The 16280-nt window shown below is 73.3% G+C and carries 12 protein-coding genes; 3 read left to right on the forward strand and 9 right to left on the reverse strand.

Going from position 1 to position 16280, the window contains the following annotated elements; genetic code table 11:
- Positions 1–65: 65 nt before the first annotated feature.
- Genes xdhB through guaD form a run of 3 tightly spaced genes read left to right on the forward strand, consistent with a single transcriptional unit; the run spans position 66 to position 4625 of the window.
- Positions 66–2501 carry a xanthine dehydrogenase molybdopterin binding subunit gene (gene xdhB / locus AB0B58_RS19465; protein WP_360225143.1) on the forward strand — a complete coding sequence of 812 codons (2436 nt, stop codon included), beginning with the start codon at positions 66–68 and terminating at the stop codon, positions 2499–2501.
- A complete protein-coding gene (gene xdhC / locus AB0B58_RS19470) occupies positions 2494–3342 on the forward strand; it encodes a xanthine dehydrogenase accessory protein XdhC (RefSeq protein ID WP_360225145.1) in 849 nt (282 codons plus the stop codon). The genes xdhB and xdhC overlap by 8 nt, the downstream gene beginning before the upstream one ends.
- Positions 3339–4625 (forward strand): guanine deaminase, encoded by a 1287-nt coding sequence (gene guaD / locus AB0B58_RS19475; protein WP_360225147.1) that lies wholly within the window; start codon positions 3339–3341, stop codon positions 4623–4625. Before xdhC ends, guaD begins: the two co-directional genes overlap by 4 nt.
- A 100-nt stretch (positions 4626–4725) precedes the next feature.
- On the opposite strand, the gene AB0B58_RS19480 is transcribed toward guaD, so the two are convergent.
- The 9 genes from AB0B58_RS19480 to AB0B58_RS19520 form a co-directional block, all read right to left on the reverse strand.
- Positions 4726–5166 carry a hypothetical protein gene (locus tag AB0B58_RS19480; protein WP_360225149.1) on the reverse strand — a complete coding sequence of 147 codons (441 nt, stop codon included), beginning with the start codon at positions 5164–5166 and terminating at the stop codon, positions 4726–4728.
- Positions 5167–5388: 222 nt separating this feature from the next.
- The gene (locus AB0B58_RS19485) at positions 5389–6984 is read right to left on the reverse strand and encodes an ATP-binding protein (protein ID WP_360225151.1); all 1596 of its coding nucleotides are present in this window, start codon (positions 6982–6984) and stop codon (positions 5389–5391) included.
- Between the two features lie 205 nt (positions 6985–7189).
- Positions 7190–9385: an ATP-binding protein gene (locus AB0B58_RS19490; RefSeq protein ID WP_360225153.1), complete on the reverse strand. Its 2196-nt coding sequence runs from the start codon at positions 9383–9385 to the stop codon at positions 7190–7192.
- Between the two features lie 198 nt (positions 9386–9583).
- Positions 9584–10489, reverse strand: coding sequence for a hypothetical protein (locus tag AB0B58_RS19495; RefSeq protein ID WP_360225155.1), 906 nt, complete (start codon positions 10487–10489; stop codon positions 9584–9586).
- A complete protein-coding gene (locus AB0B58_RS19500) occupies positions 10464–11012 on the reverse strand; it encodes a hypothetical protein (RefSeq protein WP_360225157.1) in 549 nt (182 codons plus the stop codon). Before AB0B58_RS19500 ends, AB0B58_RS19495 begins: the two co-directional genes overlap by 26 nt.
- Positions 11009–12079, reverse strand: coding sequence for a hypothetical protein (locus AB0B58_RS19505; protein WP_360225159.1), 1071 nt, complete (start codon positions 12077–12079; stop codon positions 11009–11011). The genes AB0B58_RS19500 and AB0B58_RS19505 overlap by 4 nt, the downstream gene beginning before the upstream one ends.
- Positions 12080–12097: 18 nt before the next feature.
- Positions 12098–14029, reverse strand: a complete 1932-nt coding sequence (locus AB0B58_RS19510; RefSeq protein ID WP_360225161.1) for a hypothetical protein — start codon at positions 14027–14029, stop codon at positions 12098–12100.
- Entirely contained in the window at positions 14026–15120 is a 1095-nt protein-coding gene (locus AB0B58_RS19515) for a hypothetical protein (RefSeq protein WP_360225163.1), read from the reverse strand. The genes AB0B58_RS19510 and AB0B58_RS19515 overlap by 4 nt, the downstream gene beginning before the upstream one ends.
- 3 nt (positions 15121–15123) lie before the next feature.
- Positions 15124–16089: a protein kinase domain-containing protein gene (locus AB0B58_RS19520; protein WP_360225165.1), complete on the reverse strand. Its 966-nt coding sequence runs from the start codon at positions 16087–16089 to the stop codon at positions 15124–15126.
- Between the last annotated feature and the right edge of the window lie 191 nt (positions 16090–16280).

The following is a 16280-nucleotide window of genomic DNA, read 5'->3' on the forward strand; positions in this document are numbered from 1 at the left end:
GCGAGCGAATCATCGGCTCAGTTTGAAACTCATGTCGTCGCCGGAGCGTCAGCGGAGGGGATGGCATGAGCGAGCTTTCTGAGCGTCCGGAGAATCCTGCCGTCGGGGTGGCCGTTCCGCATGAGAGCGCGGCGCTGCACGTCACCGGCGCGGCGCTGTACACCGACGACCTGATCTACCGGACCAAGGACGTGCTGCACGCCCACCCCGTGCAGGTGCCGCACGCGCACGCCCGGGTCACCGCGCTGCGCGTGGAGCCGGCGCTGCGCGTGCCCGGCGTCGTCCGCGTGCTCGTCGCCGCCGACGTGCCGGGGGTCAACGACGCCGGCGTCAAGCACGACGAACCGCTGTTCCCGGACGAGGTGATGTTCTTCGGCCACGCCGTCTGCTGGGTGCTCGCCGAGACGTTCGAGGCGGCGCGGCTGGGTGCGGCCGCCGTCGAGGTCGACGTGGAGCCGCTGCCGTCGCTGGTGACCGTCCAGGAGGCGATCGCCGCGGACAGCTTCCAGGGCGCCACGCCGCAGATCCTGCGCGGCGACGTCGAGGCCGGCATCGCCGGCGCCGCGCGGGTCTTCAGCGGCGAACTCGAGTTCGCCGGGCAGGAGCACTTCTACCTGGAGACGCACTGCGCGCTGGCCCACGTCGACGAGGCCGGGCAGATCTTCGTGCAGTGCAGCACGCAGCACCCGTCCGAGACGCAGGAGATCGTCGCGCACGTGCTGGGGCGGCACAGCAACGAGGTCACCGTCCAATGTCTGCGCATGGGCGGCGGCTTCGGCGGCAAGGAGATGCAGCCGCACGGCTTCGCCGCCATCGCGGCCCTGGGCGCGACGCTCACCGGCCGTCCGGTACGGGTGCGCCTCACCCGTACCCAGGACCTGACGATGTCCGGCAAGCGCCACGGATTCCACGTGGACTGGCGGGTGGGCTTCGACTCCTCCGGCCACCTGCAGGCCCTCGACGCGACGCTGACCTCGGACGGCGGCTGGAGCCTCGACCTCTCCGAGCCGGTGCTGGCGCGGGCGTTGTGTCACACCGACAACGCGTACTGGCTTCCGCACGTGCGGCTCACCGGCCGCATCGCGCGGACCAACAAGACCTCCAACACGGCGTTCCGCGGCTTCGGCGGACCGCAGGGGATGCTGGTCATCGAGGACATCCTGGGCCGCTGCGCCCCGCTGCTCGGCATCGACCCGATGGAGCTGCGCCGGCGCAACCTCTACCGGGCCGGGCAGACCACGCCGTACGGCCAGCCGGTACGGCACCCGGAGCGCCTGCACCGGCTCTGGGAGCAGGTTCTCGACAGCGGCGCGGTCCTCGCCCGGCAGGAGGAGATCGCCGAATACAACGCCGGGCATCCGCACTCCAAGCGCGGCCTGGCCGTCACGCCGGTGAAGTTCGGCATCTCGTTCAACTTCACCGCGTTCAACCAGGCGGGTGCGCTCGTGCACGTCTACAAGGACGGCTCGGTGCTGATCAATCACGGCGGCACCGAGATGGGCCAGGGCCTGCACACCAAGATGTTGCAGGTCGCCGCGACCACGCTGGGCCTTCCGCTCGAGCGGATCCGGCTGGCGCCGACGCGTACCGACAAGGTGCCCAACACCTCCGCGACCGCGGCGAGCTCGGGCGCGGACCTCAACGGCGGGGCGGTCAAGAACGCCTGCGAGCAGATCCTCGAGCGGCTGGCCCGGGTCGCGGCCACGGTGCTGGGGGTCAACGCCGCCGACGTCCGCATCGCAGACGGCGTCGCCCGGGGCGTCGGCGCCGCGGCGGGCGTCGCCTGGAACGAGCTCGTCCGCGTCGCGTACTTCCAGCGGGTGCAGCTCTTCGCGGCGGGCTACTACCGCACCGAGGGACTGCACTGGGACTCGTCGGTGATGCGGGGCTCGCCGTTCAAGTATTTCGCGTACGGGGTGGCGGCCGCCGAGGTTGAGGTGGACGGCTTCACCGGCGCCTACCGGACCCGGCGGGTGGACATCGTGCACGACGTCGGCGACAGCCTCTCGCCCTTGATCGACATCGGACAGATCGAGGGCGGTTTCGTGCAGGGCGCGGGTTGGCTGACGCTGGAGGACCCGCGCTGGGACGCCGGCGCCGGGCCCGCGCGCGGGCGGCTGAGCACCCAGGCGGCCAGCACGTACAAGCTGCCCAGCTTCTCGGAGATGCCCGAGGTCTTCAACGTCACCCTGCTGGCCGAGGCGGAGGAGGACGGGGTCGTCTACGGATCCAAGGCGGTCGGCGAGCCGCCGCTCATGCTGGCCTTCTCGGTGCGGGAGGCGCTGCGGCAGGCGTCGGCCGCGTTCGGTCCGGCCGGCGTGGCCGTCGACCTCGCCTCTCCGGCCACGCCGGAGGCCGTGTACTGGGCGATCGAGCAGGCGCGCGCCGCCGCCGGCGGCCACCTGGTGGAGGCGGACGTCGCCCCGCCCCAGCCCGGCGCCGGGACGCACGCCATGCATCCCGAGTCGGAGCAGGTGGGGCAGGCGGTGAGTCGTGTCTGACCGTTCCTGGCTCGGCGCGGTGACACACCTGCGAGCCGTACGCGAGGCCGGCGTCCTGGTCACGCTCGCCGCGGTGCGCGGGCATGCTCCCCGCGACGCCGGCGCGAAGCTCGTCGTCGGCGCGACCCGGACCTGGGGTTCCATCGGCGGCGGCAACGTCGAGGCGGTCGCGATCGACCGGGCCCGCGCGCTGCTGGGCGCGGCGGGCGCGGCACCCGTACTGTTCACGCTGGAGCTGTCGGACAAGGCCCCGCTCCGGCACGGCGTCCAGTGCTGCGGGGGCAGCGTGACGGTGCTGCTCGAACCGCTGCCCGTGGTGCCCGCGGTGGCGGTCTTCGGCGTCGGCCACGTCGGCCTGGAGCTCGCGCGCATTCTGGCCCGGCACGACATCGAGCTGCACCTCGTCGACACCCGCCCGGAGCAGCTCGCCGACGCCCGGCTGGCGGCACTCGCCGACGCGGTGGCCGGCGTGCACGTCCACCAGGTGGCGGTGATGCCGGAGATCGTGCTGGGGGAGCTCGCCGCGGGCACCCATGTGCTGATCATGACCCATGACCACGCGGAGGACTTCGCGCTCTGCGACGCGGTACTGCGCGGCGGCGAGTTCGGTTCCATCGGCCTGATCGGCTCGGCGGGCAAGTGGGCCCGGTTCCGCACCCGGCTCGTCGCGCAGGGCCATGACGAGGCGGCGATCGCCCGCATCACCACGCCGATCGGACTCGCGGACATCCGCGGCAAGGAGCCCGCGGCGATCGCCGTCGGAGTGGCGGCCGACCTGCTGCGCAGGTTCGAGCTGGAGACGGACGCGGCCCGTACCGTTGCCATGGACGCCAGGCCATGACCCTCTACCGTGCCCAGGCCATCGACACCCCGGACGATCCGTTCACCGGCGGCGTGCTGCGCGCCGACGCCGACGCCGGCCTGCTGGTGGAGGACGGCGTGATCGTCGAACGGGGCGGCTTCGCCGACCTGCGGTCGCGGCACCGCGGTGCCGACCTGGTCGAGCTGCCCGACGGGGTCCTGCTGCCCGGACTCGTCGACACCCACGTGCATTTTCCGCAGGTACGGGTGATCGGCGGGCTCGGCATGCCGCTGCTGGAGTGGCTGGAGCGCTGCGCACTGCCCGAGGAGGCACGGCTGGCCGAGGCGGGCTACGCACACGCCGTCGCCGGCGAGTTCGTCGCCGGCCTCCTCGGCGCGGGCACCACCACGGCGCTGGTCTTCGGCTCACACTTCGCGCCGGCGGTGGACGCCCTGTTCACGGCGGCCGCCGAACGAGGCCTGCGGATCACCAGCGGCCTCGTGGTCAGCGACCGGATGCTCCGCGACGACCTGCACACCTCCGCGCGGTGCGGATACGACGAGGGGCGCGCGCTGGCGGAGCGCTGGCACGGCGCCGGCCGCAGCCGGTACGCGGTGACCCCGCGTTTCGCGCTGTCGTGCAGCGACGACCTGCTCGCCTCGTGCGCGCAGCTGCACCACGAGCTGGCGGACAGCTGGTTCACGTCGCACATCAACGAGAACCTCGACGAGATCGCCACGGTCGGGCGGCTGTTCGGCGGCGGCAGCTACCTCGACTGCTACGACCGGCACGACCTCGTGGGCCGGCGCACCGTCCTGGCGCACGACGTCCACCCGACGGATGCGGAACTGAAGCGGATGGCCGAGGCGCAGGCGAGCGTGGCGCACTGTCCGACCAGCAACGCGGCGCTGGGCAGCGGCATGTTCCCGCTCAACCGCCACCTGGCGTACGGGGTGCACGTCGCGCTCGGCACCGACGTCGGCGCGGGTACCGGCTTCTCGCTGCTCAAGGAGGGGCTGCAGGCCTACTTCCTCCAGCGTCTGCGGGGCCCGGACGGCGTCGCGCTCAACGCGGCGCACCTGCTGCACCTGGCCACGGCGGCAGGTGCGCGGGCGCTCGGGCTCCGCGAGCAGGTCGGCGACCTGGGCGTCGGCCGGCGGTTCGACGCGATCTGGGTCCGGCCGCGGCCGGGCACGCCGCTCGACATCGGCGTGCGCAACTCGAGCGGACCGGAGGAGGCCCTCGCGAAGGTGTTCGCGCTGGCCACACCCCACGACATCGCACAGGTCTGGATCGACGGCGAAGCGGTGGGGCTTCCGTAAACGGATCCGCACCCTGGGCGGCGCGGACACCGTCCACGGCGGCTCCGGCGGCCGGGACTCATCAACTGCGAGTTCGTCTTCTGAGCGGTCCGCCGGGCGGCTACGCGGTGACCCCGTTGACCGGTCGGCGCGTGGACAGGCGACGGCGGAGCCCGGCGACGACGGAGGCCGTCGCGGAGGTGGCCGCGGTCAGGCCGGCCAGCAACATGATCATGCCGACGCCGTACATGCCGGTGCTGTCGGCGGGGGCCGCCGTCGCGGTCCAGGCCGCGGTGAAGGCGAGCGTCAGGGCCGCCGACGCCCAGAGCGGCCGGACTCCGAGCAGCAGCGCGCCAACGAACACCACCAGCAGCGACACTGCGCACCCGGCGACCTGCCAGGCCTCGTACGGGCCGCTGCTGACCTGCGTCACGGGGTCCGTCTGATACTCGGTGTCCCAGGCCATCCAGACGTACCACTGCGACGCCGACAGCAGCGCGACCACGAGTGCACCGGCAATCTGGCGAATCAACCGGCGGGGGCCGCCGAACAATGAGGTCATGCGATGAACCTACGGCGGCGGCCCCGGACCGGGCATGAGCATCGATACTCAGATGACAGCGGCGCGGCTGCTTCGTGTGATCGCATCCCTCGGCTTCAATCCGCGAGGGTCGAGTGCGGCAGGGTCATCATGGAACATCGCGGCACCGGACGCGTCGACACCGTTCCGACCGCCCGGCAGCACCGGCACGGCGCCCAGTGGAGCTGGTGGTGACTCAGGTCGTCAGGTCGCCTCGGCTGTTGGGGGACTGGCCGGCATCCTGATGACGAAGGTGGTGCCCGGTCCATTGTGGTCGCCCAGCGTGATGCTGCCGTGGTGGCGTTCGATGATGGTGCGGGTGATGACCAGGCCGAGGCCGACGCCCGGGATGCGCATGTCGATGGCGGTGGAGGCGCGGAAGAAGCGGCGGAAGAGGTTGGCCCGCTCGGTCTGCGGGATGCCGATGCCGGTGTCGGACACCGTCCAGCGGATCCAGCCGTCCCCGTCCGCGGTCGCGCAGACCGTCACCGTGCCGCCGGCCGGGGTGTACTTGATGGAGTTGGTCAGCAGGTTGTCGGCGACCTGGCGCAGGCGGTCGGGGTCGGCGCGCATCGGCAGCCGGCCGGCCGGAAGTTCGACGACGAGGGTCAGGCGTTTCTCGTCGGCCCGCGGACGCAGGGTGTCGACCGCGGCGCCGATGATGGCGCTCAGCTCGGTGTCGACGGGGCGGAAGGCGAGGTTCCCGGACTCGAGCCGGCCCAGCTCGAGCAGGTCGTCGGCCATCACGGTGAGCCGGTTGGTGTTGCGGGAGATGATGTCCAGGTAGCGGCGCTGGTCCTCGGGGGTGAGGGTGCCGATCTCCTCGTCGAACATCGCGGCGGTGCTGGCGATGATCGACAGCGGGTTGCGCAGCTCGTGGGTGACCAGGGCGACGAACTCGTCCTTGGTGCGGGCGAGCTCGATGGCCAACTCCTCGGCGCGGCGCCGTTCCCAGTACTGCCCGATCTGCGCCGCGATGCCCGCGAGGAATGCGGTCAGCGCGTCCTCGGGGTCCTCGGCCCGGTCGCCGTAGACACACAGCGCGCCGATCGCGTGTTTGCCGACGCAGACCGGTACGCCGACGGCGACGTGCAGGCCGGCGCTGGCGGCGGCGCGCCCGTCGCGCGGCAGGGTCGTGTCCTCGGCCAGGTCCGGGATCCACCGGGCCGCTTCCTCGGCGTAGACGTGTCCGGGCAGGCCGGTACCGGGCTCGACCGCGGGAATCTCGAAGTCGCCCAGCTCGCGACCGGGCGCGGTGTGCCGGGAGGCGCAGTGCAGCGACTGTCGGGGCTCGTCGGCCAGCCAGACCTCGGCCATGGGCCAGCCCATCGCTGTCCCCAGAACCTCGACGACCCGTTCGACGGCCGTGTCGCTGGACTTGGCCTCGGCCAGCCCCCGGGCGACGGCGGACTCCACGGTGGTGAAGCGTCCGGCGCGGTACGACGCGGTGATGTCGTGGCAGAAGGCGTGGAAGATCCGCCCCGTCGGCCCGTTGGTCGCGGCCACCGTCATCTCCACCTGGAACTCGTGGCCCTCGGCGTCCTGTACGGGCATCCGCAGCCGTTGCCCGAGCACCTTGCTGGGTTCTCCGGCGGCGAGCTGGGCCAGCCCGGCGCGGTGCGCGTCCCGGTGCCGCTCGGGGAAGACCAGGTCGACGACCGGTTCACCGCAGGCCTGCGCATGGGTGTAACCGAACAATGCCTCGGCCGCGGGATTCCAGCCGACCACCCGCCCGTCCGTGTCGACGGCGACGTAGGCCTCCAGCGCGGCGGCGAGAACGGCCTGCGGCTCGTGCAGCACACCGTGATCACAACTGACCTGTGGGCCGCAGGATTTGAGCATCACACTCCTACGGTGCTCCTCCGAACGTGAATAGCAGCCGCTGCTGCGAGCGTAGCCCGCGTATGCGGCGGCCGATCCCGTTACCGGCACACGGATGCCGTTGTCCGGTAACCGCCCGGCCCGCACCGGAGTGCGCTTCAGCCGGGCGTTCGGCGGTTTGTCGTCATCCCCGCCGGTTGCCCGCGCTGACCACTACCCGGCGCTTTCCGGTGGGGACCGGCCAGGCCTCGGCACGCGCGGACGGCGCCAGGGCGGCCCGGCGGGCGGGCTGGACGCCGCCGGCCGGTGCCGGCGTGGTGGGCAGGACCGGCGCCGGCGCGCCGGGCCGCTCCGCGGCGGGCAGGGTGAAGGCGAAGCGGGAGCCGCCGCCGGGGTTGTCGCCGGCGGTGATGGTGCCGCCGTGGCGGGCGACGATGCGGTGGCAGATGGCCAGGCCGAGTCCGGTGCCCGCGTACCCCTTGGTGGGGTGGGCGCGGTGGAAGTTGTCGAAGATGGCCTCGTGCTGCCCGGCCGGGATGCCGATGCCGTTGTCGGCGACGGCGATCCGTACGGTGCCGTCCCGGTGGGTGCTGGTGACGGTGATGCGCGGGGTGACGCCCGGGGCGGTGTACTTGATGGCGTTGCCGATCAGGTTGTCCAGCAGCTGCCGGACGGCGCCGGCGTCGGCGTGCACCGGGTCGAGCGCGTCGACGACGACCTGGGGCACCGGCTGGCCGGCGGTGACCGCGGCGTCGGTGCGTGCGGCGGTGATGTCGCGGACCAGCTCGGTCAGGTCGACCCGGGCGGGTGCGAGGTCGGCGTCGCGGGTGGAGGTGTAGGCGAGCAGGTCGTTGATGAGTCCGCGCATGCGGGTGGCGGCGTGGGTGACCCGGGTGAGGCCGTCGCGGGACCGGTCGATCGCGGGGTGCGCCGGCGCGGCGTCGAGTGCCTCGGTCGCGACCTCGGTCCAGCCCTCGACGACGGTCAACGGGCTCTGCAGGTCGTGGGCGACGACGCCGGCGAAGTCGGCGAGCTGGTCGCGCTGGCGGCGTTCGGCGGTGACGTCGTGGTAGAGCACGACGGCGCCGTGTGCGCCGTTGTCGTCCCGCAGCGGGGTGGCGGTGACCCGGAACACACGCGTGTCGCGGCCGTCCGGGTCGCGCACCAGCACGTCGAGCGGGTCCATCGACTCGCCGCGCGCGGCACGGGTGGAGGGCAGGTCGGCGGCCTCGATCGGGCTGCCGTCGAGGTGGCTCAGCCGGGGCCGCACGTCACCGACGACCGCGGCGGGCCCGAGCATCCGTGCGCCGGCGGGGTTGAGCAGGGTGATCCTGCCCTCGGCGTCGATGACGGACAGCCCGTCGGCCATGGAGTCGACGATGGCGTTCATCAGCGCGCCGTGCTGCGCCGCCTGTTCCTTCTGCGCGGCCAGCTCGGTGAGCAGCGCGGCGCGTTCGTCGCGGCCCAGTGCCAGCAGCAGGCCGACCGTGGTGATCAGGACGACGAACATCTGGGCGACAAGCGTGCGCATCAGGGGATCGGCGATCGCGGCCAGCGGACCCTCGCCGTGCAGGGTGAACCACACCGCGGCACTGCCGAGAGTCAGGTTCTGGAGCACGACGAAGGTGGTGCTCAGCCGCAGCGCCGCCCAGACCGTGACCACGATCAGCGGGAACGCCAGCGGCAACCCGTTGTCGTAGACGAACCCGATCAGGTAGGCGCCCGCGGAGCCCAGCACGACGGCCATGGACTCGCCGGCCCGCCGGGCCGGCACCGCGCGCAGCTGCCGGCCGATCGCGCGCCACCAACCGTCCGACGCCCGGGCCGAGAACGCGCCGGCCGTGTGGCCGAGCCACAGCCCGGCGGTGCCGATCACGAACATGCCGGTGACCTGCCGGGCCATCCAGTCCGCGAACCCCACGGCCGGCACGTGCCCCGTCGTCAGCCACAGGCCGGTCAGACCGATCGCCGCGCCCGCGGCGGCGGCGGCGACCGCGAAGCTCAGCAGGCTGCCCAGCTCCCAGAGGCTGGACAACCGCCGGGTGCCTCCGGCGCCCCAGAGGGCCGGCCGGAACCGGCGCAGCAGACACACGAAAACCACGGCCATCGCAAGGTTCGCCGCGGCAAGCATCCCGCCCAGGACCGGCCCGGTGCCGGTGAGGGTGTTGCCGGCCCACGAGATCGTGATCAGCGCGGCCACGTCGACCCACCGCAACCGGGAGCCACGCTGGGCGCAGAACCACACCACTGCCACACCCGACGCGGGCCACACCAGCGCCATCAGGGAGTCACCCATAACGGTCATCCGGCCCGCGATGATCGCGGCTGCGTACAGCGCGGCGAATGCCGTTGTACGGGCTAGCGATGCACGCGTGCTCAACCGGTTCCCCCCTGGGTCCGAAGATCGCAGGACCCGGCCGAGTCGATCGGGTCCACTCCTCAGTTCGGACCGATCGCCGCACCCCTGGTAGCAAAACGGTTGCCACACGGTAGGAAGCCGGTTTCGCGCGGCGGGACCCGTACCCAGGAGAACATTCGGATGTCTCGATGGGAGCGGTCGCGTTGCGGCGTGCCCGGGTCAGCCGCCGCGGCAGTGGTCCGCGAGGTCGAGGGCGAGCTGGAGGTCCGCCCACTCCCCGGTCAGTTCGAAGACCGAACGGGCGACGCCGACCAGCGTCGTCTCGTATCCGGCCCGGGCCGGGTGCGCCGGGTCCAGGCTGAGCACGGCGCCCTGGGCGTGGTCGAGCGCCGAGCGGAGGCTCGCGTCGTCGACCGGTCCGGGCAGGCGGGCGGCGTACACCAGGGCGGTGGCGTAGGCGGCCTGCGCGGCGGCCCGGTCGATGCCGAAGGTGCGGTCGACCTCGACGGCCCGGCGTGCCGTTGCGGCCGCCTCGCGTACCCCGGCGGGGTCTGAGTCGAGCTTGTAGCGGACCAGGAGGACGCCGGCCAGGTTGGTCAGCAGGCGTGCGTGCACGGTGGTGGACGGCACGGCGTGTTCGACCGCGCGGCGCAGGATCGAGACGGCCTCCTGATGTGCCTGCGGTGCGTCGCGTCGCGGGAGGCCGCGCAGGAATCGCAGGGCCGCCCGGTTGAGCTGCTCGGCCAGGCCGTTCTCCTCGTCCTCCTCGGCGAGGCGCGCCATCGGGCGGGGCGGCACCAGCTTCAGGTCGGTGAAGCGCACGAGCCGGCGGAACAGGCCCAGCGACCGGTCCAGGTCGGTGGGGTCGGCGCCGTCCGTGGCGTCGTGCCGGAACCAGTAGAGCGCGGCGAGCGGGGTGACGACCCGGGGGTCGATCTCCGGCCGGGCACCGTGCGGGTGCTCGACCACCCGGCGCCACAGCCGGTCCGAGACCGCGCGGGCCTGCGCCCCCGCGACGTTGCGCGCCGCGCCGGTGTCCAGGTATCGCCGCACGCGCCGCCAGCCCTCGTCGACGTCGTGTGCCAGCGCCGGCGGCAGCTCAGCAGCGAACGAAGAAATAGACATCGAGGCTCACCCGGTTGGTGGCGTCGGATTCGTAGCTGAACTCCCGCACCTGGACGCTGGCGAACCCGGGCAGGGCGTCGCGGAGCATGAGACCGGCGGCGAGCGCGGCCTTGCGTGCCAGGGCGCGGTTCGCGTTGGGCGCGAAACCGAAGGCGAGCACCATGCCCGCGTACTGGTTCTGCAGGCCCTTCTCCCGGATCTGGTCCCGGATCTCGCCGACCAGCCGGGAGCGGGCGGCGGCGCTGCGGCCGGCCAGTCCGGACAGCGAGACGTTCTCCACCACGAAGGTCTGCGGTTTCAGGTCGAAGGACTGTGGACAGCGCGGCCGGGCCGATGCGGAGGACGAGGGCGACGGTGACGGCGACCGCGACGGCGACACGGAAGGCGACGGGGACTCGCCGGGCGCTGTACCGGGCGTGCCCGCCGCGGTCGAGCTCAACACGGTGAGGAACAGCACGAGCAGCAGGTCGGCGAAGAGCCAGCCGGACATCATCGCCAGCGAGGAGAACCCGGACCGCCTCATCGCCGGTATCCGTCGCGGACCGCCCCGTCCGCGTTGCCGCGCGGGATCCGCTGCTCCCCGACGAGCAGCCCGCTGGACTCCAGCCGGATCTGCAGCGCCCGGATCTGCGCGACCAGCGTGCCGAGGTCCTGGGTGCGCTCGGTGAACCGGTCGAGCGCCACGCTGAGGCCCTGCGTCGCCTCGCGGGCGTCCTCGGCGACGCGCGTGTGCGCCAGGCCCTCGCGCACGGCGACCGCGGTGGACTCCTCGAGCCGTTCGGCCGCCGTCTGGATCGCCTGCCGCAGCGCCGCCTCCTCCTTCTCGACCGACTGTCGCAGGGCGACGAACTCCTTGACCATGGCGGCCGGCGTGGTCATGCCCTCGCCCATCCTGGTGAGGGCGTCGGCGGCCTTCCGCCACTCCAGCAGCGCGTCGTGCAGGTCGGTGCCGGGGCCGGCGTTCGCCACCGCGTGCAGGTCGGTGCCGACCTTGTTGATGGCGCCGACGAGCTGTTTGGTGCTGCTGCCCAGCTGCCCGGCGGCCGAGGCAAGTTGCCGGGCGGTCGTGCCGCTGTTGGCGCCGGGGGAGGCCAGCAGCAGGGACGCGGTGGTCAGGTGGGTGGTCAGCAGCCGCCGCAGGTCGGTGGTGTCGCGCTCGCCGGTGTCCAGCAGTACGACCGTCAGCGTCAGCACGGCGACCAGCACGAGGACGGCGACCACCGCCAGTGCCGCCTCGCTGAGGCCGATGCCGCCGCCCGGGGCGTCCTGCCAGTACTCCAGGAGGTTGCCCGGGTAGCCGGCGCGGGACCAGGAACCGAGCACCTGGTGCAGGCTCCACCAGGTGATCAGGATCGGGGCGAAGACCATGAGGTCCCGCAGGGTCGCGAGCGCGGTGACCAGCCGGGTGCGCCCGGCCTGCGGGATCATCAGGTCCGGCGGGTACGCGGCGAGCAGGTCGACGCCGGCCAGCCGCGCGCCGCCACCCTCCAGCTCGTCGGCCAGCACGCGCAGGGCCCCGCCGTTGGCACCGGGCTTCCTCGCGAGGAGCTTCAGCTGGCGACCGACGTTCAGGAGCGTGGGTTGGGTCATCCAGTCACCGCTTCTCGATTACCGATAGGTCTTCAGGACCATGAACGCGATCAGGGTCAGCGCCAGCACGGCCAGGACCCCGGCGACGATCGCCATCAGGGCGCGGTCGTCGGCCGGCTCGTCGACCGCGGCGGCGACGACCGGGCCGGCCGGTGCCGGCGCCGGTGCGGGACCGCCGCGCGGTGCGGCCGGCGGTGCCGGGGCGGGCTCGGCGCGTGCCCGCGGAACCGGCAACTGGGCGATGCCGTCGGCGGCGTAGAGCTGCCGCAGGGCGAGCTCGTCGACAAGCGACACGCTCTCCTGCGTCGTGGCCAGCAGGCGGAAGGCGCCGAGCACCGGCGCCGGCACCGCGCCGTCGAAGTCACCCACGAGGTAGCGGATCGTCCCCGCCTCGCCGGCGCGCTCCGCGAACAGCCCGCCGAGCAGGCCGGACAGCTGGTACATGACCTCGGCCGGCGTACGGATGCGCCGGAGCACCGGCACGAGCAGGTGCGCCCGTCGCATCGCCGCGTACACCTGCTCGCCGTCCGAGCCGTCGACGCGCCGCCGGGACAGCTCGCCCAGCAGGAGGGCGGGAATCCGGGGCGGCTCCGGCGTGGACACCGTGATCTGCTCGATCAGCGTGGTGGTCGGCAGGCCGGACAGGACGAGCACCACCGTGGCGTTGTCGACGTCGAGCGGCACGCGCAGCCTGGACAGGTCCGCGAGCAGGGCGATCCGGTGCCGGACCCGCTGGTCCGGCGGCCAGTCCCGGGCCGCGGCCAGGGAGCGGCCGACGGCCCGGTGCACCGCCTCCTCGCCCGGTGTCAGCGCCACGGTCGCGGCGGTGAGCTCCGCCGGCGCGCCGGGCACACCGACCACGCAGGTCAGGGCGTGCTCGACGAGGTGCTCGGCGAGCGCGGGCCACTCCTCGGCGCCGCCGCCCTCGCCCCAGTCCTGCAGCAGTCCGGTCAGCATCGCCGCGGACAGCCGGGGCAGCAGCTCGGCGAGTTCGCCGGCGACCTGCGGCCGGTCGAGGTAGTCGCGCTCGGGTTCGGTGACGTCGCCGCGCCCGGCGCGGTGCAGCAGCGAGTACGGGCTCCTGAGTACGCCGGGCGCGACGACCGACCCGCGCTCCCAGGCGGCGATCTCCCGCGGCTTGGCCAGCACGCTCCGCGGCCGGACCGGGCCGATGGCGCGCAGGCTGTCCCGGCGGTATGCGTCGGCGTACAGGGCGAGGAACCGCTCGCGCCCGTCCGGGCCGGGCGGGTCCCAGCTCAGGCTGAGCCGGGGGCGGGTGGTGACGCTGTCCGGTACCTCGTCGAGGAAGATCAGCCGGGGCCGGGCGGCGCCGTCGTCGGCGGTCTCGGCGGTGGCGAACGTCCACGGTTCGTAGGCCGGGCCCAGCAGGTCGACCAGCCCGCACACCACCTCGGGAACCGGCAGCTGCGCGCCGAGCACGGAGAGCGGGGTGGCCGGGTCGGCCATCGCCGCGCGGGCGAGCTGCTCGATCGGGCCGGGCGGGATCTCCCGTGCGCGCCGGCGCAGCGACCGCAGCCCCAGGTCCGCCTCCTCGGCGAGCCGGGCCGCGTCCAGCGGCGGCAGCCGCCCGTCCCCGGGCGTCGGCATGCCCTCGCGGAACCAGCCGTACCAGTCGACGAGCCCCAGCGCCCGCCCGGTGGTCAGCGCCGCGGCCGGGCCGATCAGCACGTGGGTGAGGGTCGAGCCGGGCCGGTCGTTGTTGTCCTTGACCGGCAGCTTGTGCACGACCACGCCGATGCCGTCACCGGCGAGGTAGGACAGCCCGGGCCGGGCTGCCGCCCAGATCTCCCGGTCCAGCCGGGACCGCCAGGCGTCGGTGTCCGCCGGCGCCATCGACGACGCGACCGGGCCGACCCCGCGGTTGCCGGTCAGGGTCACCTCGGCCCAGCGGAACACCACCTGATGCACGCGGTCCTGCGGGTTCGTCATCGGTGCGGCTCCTGGCCCGGGTGAAGTGCGGGTGCGACCAGCACCCCGGCCATCTGGAACAGCGACAGCAGGGGCTTGAGCGTCCGCCGGGGCCCGAAGCCCTCCGCCGCGTAGGTGCGGCCGTCGTCCGGCGCGGTTCCGGTCGCGGAGGCGAAGTGCAGGCTGGAGCGCAGGAAGCGCTCGGCGCCGCGCAGGTAGCCGTGACCGCGCTGGTAGAGCAGCCGGTAGACGTCGCGGCTCTCCTCCTCGACGGTGCTGAGGTCGAACTCCTCGGCGTCGCCATAGCCGAACCACCGGTCGAGCTCCGGATCGCCGTAGAAGCGCAGGAGGTCGGACTTGGCGACGACGAGCGCGGACGGCAGCGGCAGGAGGCCCTGCGGGGTGTGGTCGTGCACCCGGCTCAGCCGGTTGAGGACCACCTCGAAGGCCAGGTCGCCGGCCGCCTGCGCGCCGCGCTGGCCGCGGCGGCGGCTGAGCTGCTCGCCGTCGACCACGAAGATGAGCGCGTTGAGCGCGCTGATGAAGCGGTTCGCCCGCTCGGCGTTCTCCAGCTGCTCGCCGGCCACGTCGAAGAAGACGACCGCGTGGTCGCGGCCGGTGACCGGGCTGCGCACGCGCAGCGCGTCGGCCAGCTCGATCGTCTCGCCCCGGGTGAGCGACAGCACCTCGCGCTGCACCAGCAGGCGGTTGACGTAGCGGGTGACGAAGTTGGTGTGCAGCCGCAGGTCCAGCGCGTCGACCCGCAGCGGCAGCCGGTTGGTCTGCGAGGCCGACAGCAGCGATCCGATCATGGCGGCGAGCAGCGTGGTCTTGCCGGTGGCGCCGGAGCCGATCACGCCGACGACCAGGGGCGTGCCGTACTGCGCGTAGTGCAACGGTAGGTGGTGCGGCGACTCGGAGCCGTCGCCGTCGCAGATCTGGAAGGCGGTCATCTCCTCGGCCCGGGTGAGCACCCGGTTGCGCCGGTCGGTGGGCACGAACGGCCGCTGGTTGCCGTTCGCGTCGAGCAGGACCGGCCGGGGTGGCCGGCGGCCGAGCGCGGTCAGGCAGATCGGGCAGCGGACCTGGACGTCCGCGCGTGGCGTGCTCACCCGTCACCACCCCGCCAGGGCGGCGACGGCCGTCAGGATGACGGCCAGCGCGACGACGGCGGCGACCAGTCGCAGCCGGCGGTCCGGGTTGAGCGCCCGGGGCTGACCGGCGCCGAACACCGGTCCCGAGACGAGCCCGAGATGGTCGTCGATCGCCTGCCGACGGCGCATCGCGGCGAACGCAGCCTCGGCGTCGCGGTCGCGCTCCTCGAAGGCCGGCGGCCGCGGCCCGGGCAGGGCCGGCGGTCGCCAGCGCCGGCGCACCTCGCCGAGCGCGGGCCGCCGCTCGGCCGGCTCGGCGAACATGCCGGTCAGGCGGGCGCGCAGGTCGTCACTCTGCAGCTCGATCCGGCCCTGCATGTCGGCGGCCTCGCCCGGTGTCTCGCCGGTGAACATCCAGAACAGGACCGCGGCCGCGCCGTAGAGGTCGTCGGCGGTGCTGACCACGCCCTCGCCGCGGAGCTGCTCGGGCGCGGTCCAGGGCGGCGCCGCCGGCCCCGGCTCCCGGCGGACCGGTGGCAGCGTGCGCACCGCGTGGCCGAAGCCGGTCAGCTGGAGCCGCGCGCCGTCCCAGTAGAGCCGGCGGGGCGTGATCGCCCGGTGCGCGATGCGCGCCTCGGCGAGGAAGGTCAGGGCGTCCAGCAGGGATTCCGCCGCGGCGCGCAGGGCGGTGCTCGGCAGGCCCCGCACCCGTTCCGCGGAGAGCTCCTCTCCGGCGCAGGTGACCACCGCGAGGGTCGGGCGGTCGGACGCGTTGAAGCCGACCAGCCGGGACAGCTCGGGCGGGAACGAGGGGAAGGTCTGTGTCAGCTGGACGCCGATCGTCACCTCGTTGCGCAGCACCTGCTGTGCCTCCACCGTGTCGGCGGTGAGCAGCAGCACGGGCTCGCCGGTCAGGGTGCTGCCGCGCTCGACGTGCAGCCCGTCCACGATGGAACGGACGCCCGACCATTCGAACTCCAGGGGCACGGGTGGTGCCGACCTTTTGTGCGGCTGGATAAGGTGGATGCGATCGCGCCTGGGCGCCATTCGGGCGTACCCCTCCTGGCTCGAGAATGGGCCTCAGGGTAGCGCCGCCGGACGAGGGATGACAATCCCTCGATGATGTCTTCCGTGTGGCCCGGTAAAACGCAAGGATGACGATCTGAAGACCCTTTCAT

The organism is Actinoplanes sp. NPDC049118 (genome assembly GCF_040648555.1).
Lineage (GTDB): Bacteria > Actinomycetota > Actinomycetes > Mycobacteriales > Micromonosporaceae > Actinoplanes.

What these genes read in the sequence shown, in the direction of transcription:
- guaD (WP_360225147.1), top strand. Translation starts at nt 3,339, where the DNA reads ATGACCCTCTACCGTGCCCAGGCCATCGACACCCCGGACGATCCGTTC.
- xdhB (WP_360225143.1), top strand. Translation starts at nt 66, where the DNA reads ATGAGCGAGCTTTCTGAGCGTCCGGAGAATCCTGCCGTCGGGGTGGCC.
- AB0B58_RS19495 (WP_360225155.1), bottom strand. Translation starts at nt 10,489, where the DNA reads ATGTCTATTTCTTCGTTCGCTGCTGAGCTGCCGCCGGCGCTGGCACAC.
- AB0B58_RS19500 (WP_360225157.1), bottom strand. Translation starts at nt 11,012, where the DNA reads ATGAGGCGGTCCGGGTTCTCCTCGCTGGCGATGATGTCCGGCTGGCTC.
- AB0B58_RS19510 (WP_360225161.1), bottom strand. Translation starts at nt 14,029, where the DNA reads ATGACGAACCCGCAGGACCGCGTGCATCAGGTGGTGTTCCGCTGGGCC.
- AB0B58_RS19480 (WP_360225149.1), bottom strand. Translation starts at nt 5,166, where the DNA reads ATGACCTCATTGTTCGGCGGCCCCCGCCGGTTGATTCGCCAGATTGCC.
- AB0B58_RS19505 (WP_360225159.1), bottom strand. Translation starts at nt 12,079, where the DNA reads ATGACCCAACCCACGCTCCTGAACGTCGGTCGCCAGCTGAAGCTCCTC.